Genomic DNA, 10,480 nt, shown 5'->3' on the forward strand with positions numbered 1-10,480 from the left:
CAAACAGAATGAAAATAGATTTTAATAAAAACGAAGACGGACTAGTACCTGCTATAATTCAAGATGCAGTAACTAAGAATGTGTTGATGTTAGGTTATATGAATCAAGAGGCTTTTGATAAAACGCAAGAGATCAAAAAGGTAACCTTCTATAGCCGTACAAAAAAGCGTTTATGGACCAAGGGTGAGGAGAGCGGAAACTTTCTTGAGCTTGTTGATATCAAGAATGATTGTGATAATGATACGTTGTTGATTTCCGTTAAACCCATAGGGCCAACATGTCACACCGGTTCCGATACGTGTTGGAATGGAGAAAATACCTCAAACTTTGGTTTTTTCTCTCAGCTGGAAGAAGTTATTAAACAGCGTCGTGAGGCTTCGGATTCGAGTAAATCATACGTTGCCTCTTTATTTGAAAAAGGCATTAACAAAATAGCCCAAAAGGTAGGGGAGGAAGCGGTGGAAACTGTAATAGAGGCCATGGATGATAACGATGACCTCTTTTTATATGAAAGTGCCGATTTGCTTTTTCACTACCTAATGTTACTTCAGGCAAAAGGTTTTACCTTAAAAGACATAGAAGCAGAACTGGTAAAGCGACACAAATAGTCGTTTTACTAGTTCCTGTTTTTTAATTGCGAAGCCCCCTTTATGCGTTCGTGGTTAATGACAGCGGTACCTTTATAATTTAAAGTACTTGCCCCCGTCGCTTCCACGTTTATTGATTCCGTTGCGGTAAGAAAAGCTTCACTGGCACCGGAGAGGTCAATATCAAGTCGTTCAATTTCAAGGTCGTAATCCCGTAAATCACTACTTCCGGAGAGGTCTGCATGTAAAGATTTTACCTGTCCGTAAACATCGGCCTCAGAAGCTCCGCCCATATCAACATCAAGATAGTCCGCTATAATTTCGCCGGTTATATCCGAAGCTCCTGAAAGTTCTATCTTTGCTCTTGTAATGTCCCAAGGGTTTTCAAGGGTTACACTTGCTGCCCCTGAAAGGTCAAATTCCGAAATGTTCTTAGCGGTTACAAATGCTTTTAAAGTAGGGTTGCCGGCAACTGTTGTGTACTTTTTTAACTTAATGATAAGCTCGTCTCCTTCTCGGGCCACCACAATACGTTCGTGTAGATTGTCATTCGCTTCAATTCTAATCTGTTCTTCTTCATCCGAAAAAGTAACGTAGACATCAAAGGCATTGGAAACCTTTAATTGATCATAATCGGAAATGGTCAAATCTTTGGTGGTGATTTCACCTGAAGCTTTTATGTGGTCATAATCACAGGAGGTTAAAATTAGGCATACCATAGCCATGGCGATAAACATCGTTCTTGTTTTCATTTTTGATTGATTTTAAGCTTGCTTTAGACCAAGCTGGTTGATGAATTGTACTGTTTTAGGCGTGGGTTAGACGCTCTTGTAGCTGCACCACGGGAATCCACTGAAAGTTGATGGGAGACCACTCTACTTCCACTGTGGAATTACTGGTGAAATTGTTCTTAAGAAACACTTGATTGTTTTCACTGAATACGTGCTGTGTTTCGATTACGTCATGACAATGTGCGCAAATTCCTTTGTTCGTTGCTTTCATTGGATGTTCTTTTTATAGCGGTTTCTACCCATATTAAAAATACCCACTTTTATTCCTAGTCCGGCAGAGAAGCCGTTTATTCGGGTAGTACGTGTTGGGGGAAGTTCTATTCTACTGGAAAATCTATATTTTACGCCTGCTTCCAATTGCAGATACCGGGAGACATTAAAGAGGGCACTTATTCCTGGTTCGGCCACGAAGACTACATCAAAATCGTCTTCGGTAAGTTCTTCTTCATAATCTTCATCATGAAAGTTATTTTCAATATAGCCTACACCACCGGCACCTACCAATAGCGGAAATGAAAGGTTTACGCGCTTTTTGCTAAAAAAAATAGGCTCTAGATGAAGACCTCCGTAAGCTCCTATTAAATCTTCGTTGCGAGAAAGACTATTGTTAAATACATCCTGTTCTGAATAAAGAAAGGTACCTGCAAAACCAACCTCAAATTGTTGGTTGGCCACATAGGCAACTTTTAATCCGCCGGTAAAAGAAGGTTCACCATCTATTTCCCCGGCGCCAAGGTCAAGTCCCAAATAAACTCCATGTACCACATTATTGCGGTCGTTGAACTCTAGGTATTCGTCAGTTGCATCTTGTCCAAAACTTGAAAAGGTAACTCCTGATACAAGAAAAAGGAGACTCATTTTAAGTAGTTTCATCACTGTTCGTTTTTCGATTGATTACCTAATAGACAACCGAAACCCTAAAAAGTTGCATATAAAATGAATTTTTTTTGAAAAAAAAAATTTACATACATTAAAACAAATGTAAATAGGCTCATTTTCTTTGTTGATGGTCTTGTGCTCCCCATTCATCCAAACTCCTTAAAATACCTTCAAGGGATTTACCTCTTTCACTTAAATCATATTCCACCCGTGGGGGCACGACGGGAAAAATTTTACGGTCAACAAGTCCATCTTTTTCTAATTCGCGTACTGTTTGGGTAAACATCTTATTGGAAATACCCGGCACTTTCTTTTGTAAAACTCCCGAACGCAATGGGCCTTCTAAAAGATGAAACAATACTAAAGGTTTCCATTTGGTGCCTATTAAATTCATTGTATAATCTAAAGGACAGTATTTTGTTGAAATCATATTTTGTATTAACTATTTGTAAATCAATAATTAACCCTTTTTGGTAACTATAGTACTTTTAGGTAAGTTATTGTTGTTAAGGTAAATATAGTCTTAATTTGTGCTATAAAATATAAGTTATGAATACAAATAGGGATTACCCCAAATCATTCTCACATATTGGAATTACCGTGCCTAAAATAGAAGAAGCAGTTAAATTTTATTCTGAAGTGATGGGCTGGTATGTAATTATGCCTCCATCTAAAGTAAAAAAAGAGGCGGATACAGCTATTGGTCAGATGTGTATAGATGTATTTGGTGAAGATTGGGAAGAGTTTGAAATTGCACACATGTCTACTTCCGATGGTGTTGGGATAGAGTTGTTTTCCTTTCCGCATGGTGTAAAAGAAGCTCCGGAATTTAATCCGTTCAATACAGGCTTATTCCATTTTTGTATACAAGACCCTAATATTGAAGATTTGGTAACTAAAATTGTGGAGTATGGAGGTAAGCAACGTATGCCCATACGCTCTTATTACCCTAACGAAAAGCCATATAGGATGTGTTATGTAGAAGACCCGTTCGGTATAGTATTCGAAATATATACGCATAGTTATGAGCTTACGTATTCCTCTGGGGCGTACACTAGCTAGAACTGTATGTGCATTTTGTAAAACGATTGGTTTGTTATCAAATCAATCGCTTTTTTGTAACTATATATGATTCATTAAATACTATAAAAAACACCGTATAATTGATTTCTTGTTAACTTATAGCATCAATTTTTTAATTAATTTTTGCTTATAATCAGTCTGTTGCATCTGGTAACGGACATTAACCGACCAACCAAAATGAAGATTATAGGTTCTTTTTCCAAACTTTTAACGGTAACTCTAGTATGGTTTTTATTCGCTTCTTTTATAGAAAACTCAGCCGATAATACAATTCTACCCAGTGAACCGCAAACATTGGAATTTAATGTAGACGGACTTTACTTTGCGGAGTTCTACGACTATATTTTTAGAGGACATTTTGAGGAAATCACCATGAAACGTGAGGATATGGAATTTCTTTTGATTTTTGGACAATATCTCAGGGCATATGGTGGTGGTTGTGCGGCATACTTGCCGAGTGACAAGGTTGAGATTATGGATCAGGTATGCGCCACAGAAGAAGTAACTAGAGACGGTTTTGGTACGGAAATCAGCCGGGTTTGCGTGCGTTACGAGTGGGTGGGTTCAGGACTTTATGCACGTCCTGACTTGTACAAAGCTAAAATGGAGGTAGAGGGCATACAGCGTTCGGATGGTTTGCGCACAACCATGCAAATGATTCTAGACCCAAATGCCATGGGAAATTCTGTGGATATGATCCACAAGACAAAAGGACTTCAAAATGATATGGTTCAACTGTATAAATTGAATGCTTGTGATAGCCCGGGATTAAGACGCTTTGAAGAAAACCTGAAACGTTTCGCTTTAAACGAGGCTTCCATTCGAACAAAGGAAAGTAGTAAGTATACCGAGATGAAGGCGTCTGGAGGCCCCACTGGTACTCAGAATTTCACAAAATTGGTAGATGACTTGGTGGGTGATCAGGCCGAAACCTGGGCGTTTAACCGCTATGTGGCGGGTAGTGTATCTGGGGTTACGGTATCTTCACGAGATGGTCAAGGCAGACCCACTCAGTTAAGTGCAGGTTATACTTATTCGGGTTTTAGCGGAAATAGCAAGGGTTCGGTGCGTATTACTTTTGAAAACGGACTTCCCAAGTGTATCTATTTCTTTGATTTCCCCAGAAATTGCAAAACGCCCAATAGTAGTATTTCGGCCTCTTATGCCCAAGGGGATTATGCTGAGTAATTTGTTTTTTTATAGTTCGAAAAGAAATCTCACTCAATTCTCACTACTCAATACTAATCACTAACCACTATAGCTCCTTCAACAAAACCACTCCTTTATTTCCTGTAATAGAAATACGCCCTATTGGATTTTTACCGTAAGTGGCTTTAATTTCCCGTAGTTTCTTGCCTTTGTCCAGTATATGGGAGTCTACTTCGTAAAATGATTTAGGTAAACGCACCAAGCCTTCTTCTACCGTTGCCATAAATTGGTGGGGAAAGTCCGAAATGTTAAGACTTACTTCCGATGATTCTTGTTCAATGGCAATTTTACTACTAGGGTTTATGATGTTCTCCACTGAAAAATCCGATATTTTTAAAATCAGGTCAATGTCATTTGCTAACCGACCTAAGCGTAGGTTACTGAATTTAAGCATTCCGTACAACGTGTTTACTTCTTCAAGGTCTACTTCGTCTTTATTTGAATAAAACTCTAAAGAACCAACCGTATGCAGGTCTATTTCACTCCCTGCACTGTTCAGTCGCATGGTTTTGGAATCGTCCATATCAAGTCCACCATTTTTCAGGTCCAGGTTGCCGTAATTAATATTTTTGGCCCTAAGTTTTCCGTATTTGATGACCACATCGGCTTTGTTCAGGTTGTCATTGATCCACATATCGCCATGCTGCACATCGGCTTTTAAAATACCGATCCAGTCTTCAATAAAAACATCACCAAACTTATTTATGATTTCCAGTTCAGCCTTTTCCGGCATATACACTTTGTAATCTATTTGAACATTACTTCGGTCAAAATCAAAAGGGTTGGCCTTATCAAAAAGGTTGGAAAAGAATCCCGAGCTGGTCTCACCAATTTCATAGCCCATAGAAATAAAGTTTTCACTGTCCTTGATCACGGGACGTATGCGCTCCAAAAGTTCTTGGGCATTGTCTTTCTTTTTATGGGTAACCGTAATATTAACGGTAATGGAGACCTCGTTTTTTGTCCACCCATAGATGTTTACGTTGCCGTATTTATTATCTAAATGAACTTCACCTGCATTGGTAAACCCATATGTTTTTGTTATTTTTTTAGACACCTTTTCCTGCGCCATGACCGGAAGGCCAAAGACTATCGCCGCAGCGAAAAGGAGCAGTTTTTTATAAATTGTATCCATAGTCGTCATCATTTAATTTTGATTCGTTTAACTGGCGTAAAAGATTCTCTATGAGTTCTATGCGCTTTCTGTAGTTGGAAACAATGGCTTCCAGTACCAGTTCATTATCTAGGTTGTTCTGCATCTCCAACTTTAGCTGGTCATATTCCTTATCTAGGTCATCCATAAAGGATAGAAATTCGGCTTTATCCGCATCCGAGAGATTCTCGTTTTTCTGCACCAATTGTACTTGGTAGGACACTAAATCTTGGTAGTGCATATCTATATCCTGTAATTCATTGGAAACAAATGTGTTATCATTGGCGGAGCTGCCTAAAAAGGTAATGCCAATAAGACTTGAAATCCCTAAAATAATAAGCACAGTGGCTGCTACCCGGAATACGGGCGATTTCCATAACGGCACCACTTTGGGTTTGGGCGGGTCTAATTTAGCTTCTATGTTAGCCCAGAGCTTGGCACGGTCTGCTTTGTGGTCATCAAATGCCGCCCTGTTCTCCCTGATATGTTTTTCAAAATTGTCCATTATAATGTGTTTATAATTTCAACGAGTTTCTTTTTTGCCCTGTGGTACTGTGATTTAGAGGTGGAGGTTGAAATGCCTAGCACTTCTCCAATTTCCATATGGTCATAACCTTCTAACAGGTACAGATTAATTATATTTTTGTAACCTAAAGGCAGTTTTTCTATACCTCTTTTTACCTTTTCCACATCCGTTTTATCTATCGGTTCGTTGTTTGGTTCTTCCGTTAGGTGATATTCATGGTCATCCATTGCCGCAAGGGGTAGTCGCTTAACCTTTAAGTGATTAATGCTTTTGTTGATGACTATCCGTTTAAGCCATGCTCCAAAGGTGCTTTCATATTTAAAGTTGTGTAGATTTTTGAAAGCGTCTACAAAACTGTCTTGTACTATATCTTCCGCATCTTCTTTTATTCCCAAAAATCGCATACCAATATTGTACATGGCATCTACATAGAGTTCGTACAGTTGGTACTGTGCGTTTCTATCGCCAGACTTGCTATTTTCAACAAGTGATTTGTGCCTAAAACGAATATCGGTTTCCAATTAATTTAAGAGGGTTGATTGTACTCTAAATTACATTTCAATAACAAAGACAAGCAAAAGTTGCAAGGGTTGCATTTGGTGAGAAATATTTAACACTAAGGTATAAATATACGGGTACTTATCCTTTAGCTATGTATTAGCTTCGCAACTTTAATCATTTTAAATAAAAATGAATAGGCATGCAACCTTCTTAAAAACCAGTTGTCCATAGAGGTGTTCATCAATCAAAACTAAAAAAAGTAAAATGACAAAAAAAGTAACGAATAGTTTATGGGCATTACGGCTAACGGCCGTTCTGAGCGTACTGCTATTATTGATAAGCGCACATGGTTTTGCGCAAGAGAGTTATACCGTAAGTGGTAAAATTAGTGATAAGGCAGATGGTGAAACCCTCTTTGGGGCTTCCGTATTTTTGGAAGGAACCACAATTGGGGTGGTTACCAATGAGTACGGGTTTTATTCCATTACCGCTCCAAAAGGGGAGTACCGCTTGCTTATTTCCTATATGGGATATGCAGAAATGTACCAAGAAGTAATTCTGGATAGAAACCAAAAGTTCAATTTTGAAATCTCGGAATTGTCTACTGAGCTAGAGGAAGTTGTGGTTACGGCAGACGAACCTGAAAGGGCAATTTTGCGTAAACCGGAAATGAGCGTGGTTAAAATGAACATTGCCACCGTAAAACAAATGCCCGTAGTTTTAGGGGAAGTAGATATTTTAAAATCACTACAGATGCTTCCTGGTGTGACCAATAATGGGGAGGGCACCGGTGGCTTTCATGTACGTGGGGGCGCAGGAGACCAAAACCTGGTGCTGTTGGATGAGGCCATTATTTATAATACCTCGCATATGTTCGGTTTTTTCTCTGTTTTTAATGCAGATGCCATTAAAGATGTAAAATTGTACAAAGGAGGTATACCGGCCAGATATGGCGGAAGGGTGTCATCCGTATTGGATGTGCGCCAAAAAGATGGTAATAGTAAGCAGTTTGCAGCAACAGGAGGAATTGGAATAATTTCTAGCAGGTTGGCTCTAGAAGGCCCTCTGTTCAAAGAAAAAGGTTCCTTCTTAATAGCTGGGAGACGTTCATATGCGGACCTCTTGTTAAAGGCGGCCGGAGAAGATAATAGCGTTAGTTTTTACGATTTAAACTTAAAAACGAACTACAAAATCAATGCGAACAATAGGTTGTTTCTTTCGGGGTATTTTGGAAGGGATGCCTTTGAATTGGGTGAAAACTTCACAAGTAGCTATGGAAATTCAACAGGTAACTTACGTTGGAACCATATTTTTAATGCCAAGCTTTTCTCCAACCTATCTGCGGTGTACAGTAAGTATGATTATGATTTGGGTATAACCACGGCAGAGTTTGACTGGGTTTCTTCAATCACAAATTATAACCTGAAGTATGATTTTAAATACTACTTCAGCGATAAGTTTAAGTTGGATTTTGGAGCAAGTGGCATATACTATGATTTTGATCCTGGTGAAATTAGGCCTACTTCAGAAACATCTGCCGTAAACCCTCTTAAACTTGATCAAAAAAGAGCTTTGGAAAGTGGGGTATACGTAAATGCCGAACATAAATTAACGGATAAATTAACGGCACAATACGGATTGCGTTATAGTGCATTCTCAAGATTAGGTGGTCAACCTATGGTTGATTATGCCAATGATCAACCGGTGGTCTACAATTCTGAATTGGGTATCTATCAACGTGGTACGCCTATAGGGGAGACCAATTATGAAAAAGGAGATGCCATAGAAAAATTTGGCAATTTAGAACCAAGGGCTTCGCTAGCGTATATATTAAACGAAAACTCTTCATTAAAAGTCGGCTTTTCCAGAGTGGCGCAATACATTCATTTATTGTCCAATACATCTTCTGCAACGCCATTGGACGTGTGGACGCCAAGCGGACAGTTCATAAAACCGCAATTGTCCAATCAATATGCATTGGGGTATTTTAGAAACTTCAAGGATAAAGCCTATTCTATGGAGGTAGAAGTGTATTTTAAAAATACCGATAACAGAATCGATTATATTGACGGATCGGATTTAATAGGTCAAAACACTATTGAAACCGAAATTTTAACGGGTGAATCAAGAGCGTATGGTCTGGAGTTGTTACTTCGTAAAAACGAGGGTGATTTTACTGGATGGATTGCCTATACATTATCAAAATCCGAACAACGTACTCCAGGAGGTATAGCTGGTGGCCTAGGAATTAATAATGGCGAATGGTACAATACCCCATACGATAGAACACATGATATTTCTATTTCAGGATCATATAAGTTGAATGAAAAATTAAGTTTTGGTGCCAATCTTGTTTTTCAAACTGGTAGACCGGTAACTTACCCAAACGGGCAGTATGAGTACGAAGGGATTTCTGTTGCCAGTTATGCCGATAGAAATTCTGATCGCTTACCCGCTTACCATCGCTTGGATTTATCCGTGAATTATAAACCGAATAGAAAACCACAAAATAGACTTAAGGGAGAGTGGGTGTTAGGTATTTACAATGCATATAATCGTAAAAATGCGGCCTCTATTTCCTTTGGTCAAAACTTGGAGACCGGTGCAAACGAAGCTACCAGAACCGCCATTTTTGGAATTGTTCCTTCCTTAACTTATAACTTTAAATTTTAAAAAAAAATGCGTAATTATATAAAAATAACAGCACTCTCTTTGATGGGGTTACTAGCATCCTGTACGGATGTTGTTGATGTAGAAGTTCAGCAAGGCCCGACCCGTTTGGTGATTCAAGCATCGCTAGATTGGGAGAAAGGCACTACGGGAAATGAACAGCTGGTGAAGCTGAGCACCTCAACCGAATTTTTTGATACAACGAACAACACTGCCGTTACGGGAGCATCGGTTTCGGTTACTAACGATACCAGTGGAGCGGAATTTATTTTTACCGATCAGAATAATGGAGAATATACTACCACTGAGTTTGTACCTGTTTTAAATCAGTCGTACACCTTAAATGTTGTTCATGACGGAGAAACCTATACAGCACAGGAAACATTGATGCCCGTTACGGATATTACGGATTTGTACCAAGATAGGGAAGATGGTTTTGACGATGAAGAATTGGAGTTACATGTTGAGTTTACGGACCCAGCCAATGAAGATAATTACTATTTCTTTAAATTTCAAAGAGAAGGAGACCTACTACCTGAGTTTGAAGTAGGGGACGATGAATTCGTTAACGGAAATGAAATTGATTGGTGGTATGAACTGGAAGAAGATGAGGATACCGATAAAATTGATGTTTTAAAGCCTGGAGATGTGGTGGCCATAGAAATGTACGGTATTTCTGAAGCGTATTATGATTACATGGATATTTTAATTGATCAAATAGGTGGGGCTGATATTTTTTCGGCTACGCCTGTAGCGGTAAAAGGTAACTGCATCAACTTAACAAATCCCGATATTTACGCCCATGGCTATTTTAGGCTAACGGAAGTAAACAGAACAAGCTATACGTTTGAGTAAATTAAGTATGGAGTATTTAGTGGTTAGTAGTTAGTATTGAGTTTTTGGCTTAAAGGTGAACGTTATGGGGTTTTCTGTAGGTAGTGTAATATTCTTTTTAAGATAAATAATTGCTGCAAACTTGTTTGCTTAAATTCAATATCATTAAATTCTACTAACTACTAACTACTAACTACTAACTACTAACTACTAACTACTAACTACTAACTACTAACTACTAACTACT

At 38.7% G+C, this 10,480-nt stretch carries 12 protein-coding genes; 5 read left to right on the plus strand and 7 right to left on the minus strand.

Translation table 11 applies throughout. The annotated features are described in order from the left end of the window. Nucleotides 1–8: 8 nt before the first annotated feature. Entirely contained in the window at nucleotides 9–608 is a 600-nt protein-coding gene (gene hisIE / locus H9565_RS19825; protein ID WP_215442116.1) for a bifunctional phosphoribosyl-AMP cyclohydrolase/phosphoribosyl-ATP diphosphatase HisIE, read from the plus strand. Between the two features lie 8 nt (nucleotides 609–616). On the opposite strand, the gene H9565_RS19830 is transcribed toward hisIE, so the two are convergent. From H9565_RS19830 to H9565_RS19845, 4 genes are all read right to left on the minus strand, one after another. Beyond that, nucleotides 617–1,339 (minus strand): head GIN domain-containing protein, encoded by a 723-nt coding sequence (locus H9565_RS19830; protein WP_215442117.1) that lies wholly within the window; start codon nucleotides 1,337–1,339, stop codon nucleotides 617–619. A gap of 55 nt (nucleotides 1,340–1,394) precedes the next feature. Beyond that, a complete protein-coding gene (locus H9565_RS19835) occupies nucleotides 1,395–1,589 on the minus strand; it encodes a hypothetical protein (RefSeq protein WP_215442118.1) in 195 nt (64 codons plus the stop codon). Continuing rightward, nucleotides 1,586–2,251 carry a hypothetical protein gene (locus H9565_RS19840; RefSeq protein ID WP_215442119.1) on the minus strand — a complete coding sequence of 222 codons (666 nt, stop codon included), beginning with the start codon at nucleotides 2,249–2,251 and terminating at the stop codon, nucleotides 1,586–1,588. The genes H9565_RS19835 and H9565_RS19840 overlap by 4 nt, the downstream gene beginning before the upstream one ends. Nucleotides 2,252–2,369: 118 nt before the next feature. Beyond that, a complete protein-coding gene (locus H9565_RS19845) occupies nucleotides 2,370–2,687 on the minus strand; it encodes a winged helix-turn-helix transcriptional regulator (RefSeq protein ID WP_215442120.1) in 318 nt (105 codons plus the stop codon). A 119-nt stretch (nucleotides 2,688–2,806) separates the two neighbouring features. Between H9565_RS19845 and H9565_RS19850 the strand changes: the two genes are divergently transcribed. Both H9565_RS19850 and H9565_RS19855 read left to right on the plus strand, forming a co-directional pair. Beyond that, the gene (locus H9565_RS19850) at nucleotides 2,807–3,319 is read left to right on the plus strand and encodes a lactoylglutathione lyase family protein (RefSeq protein WP_215442121.1); all 513 of its coding nucleotides are present in this window, start codon (nucleotides 2,807–2,809) and stop codon (nucleotides 3,317–3,319) included. A 198-nt stretch (nucleotides 3,320–3,517) separates the two neighbouring features. Continuing rightward, nucleotides 3,518–4,528, plus strand: coding sequence for a hypothetical protein (locus tag H9565_RS19855; protein WP_215442122.1), 1,011 nt, complete (start codon nucleotides 3,518–3,520; stop codon nucleotides 4,526–4,528). 67 nt (nucleotides 4,529–4,595) lie between these two features. Here H9565_RS19855 and H9565_RS19860 read toward each other — a convergent pair whose 3' ends face one another. From H9565_RS19860 to H9565_RS19870, 3 genes are read right to left on the minus strand one after another with little or no spacing between them, the layout of a single operon-like run. After that, the gene (locus H9565_RS19860; RefSeq protein WP_215442123.1) at nucleotides 4,596–5,684 is read right to left on the minus strand and encodes a hypothetical protein; all 1,089 of its coding nucleotides are present in this window, start codon (nucleotides 5,682–5,684) and stop codon (nucleotides 4,596–4,598) included. After that, entirely contained in the window at nucleotides 5,668–6,207 is a 540-nt protein-coding gene (locus H9565_RS19865) for a hypothetical protein (protein ID WP_215442124.1), read from the minus strand. Before H9565_RS19865 ends, H9565_RS19860 begins: the two co-directional genes overlap by 17 nt. After that, nucleotides 6,207–6,749, minus strand: coding sequence for an RNA polymerase sigma factor (locus tag H9565_RS19870; RefSeq protein ID WP_155601226.1), 543 nt, complete (start codon nucleotides 6,747–6,749; stop codon nucleotides 6,207–6,209). The genes H9565_RS19865 and H9565_RS19870 overlap by 1 nt, the downstream gene beginning before the upstream one ends. 244 nt (nucleotides 6,750–6,993) lie before the next feature. Between H9565_RS19870 and H9565_RS19875 the strand changes: the two genes are divergently transcribed. Then, nucleotides 6,994–9,402, plus strand: a complete 2,409-nt coding sequence (locus H9565_RS19875; RefSeq protein ID WP_215442125.1) for a TonB-dependent receptor — start codon at nucleotides 6,994–6,996, stop codon at nucleotides 9,400–9,402. A 6-nt stretch (nucleotides 9,403–9,408) separates the two neighbouring features. Then, entirely contained in the window at nucleotides 9,409–10,254 is an 846-nt protein-coding gene (locus H9565_RS19880) for a DUF4249 domain-containing protein (RefSeq protein ID WP_215442126.1), read from the plus strand. The last annotated feature ends 226 nt before the right edge of the window (nucleotides 10,255–10,480 follow it).

The organism is Zobellia russellii (assembly GCF_018728565.1).
Taxonomy (GTDB): Bacteria; Bacteroidota; Bacteroidia; order Flavobacteriales; family Flavobacteriaceae; genus Zobellia; species Zobellia russellii.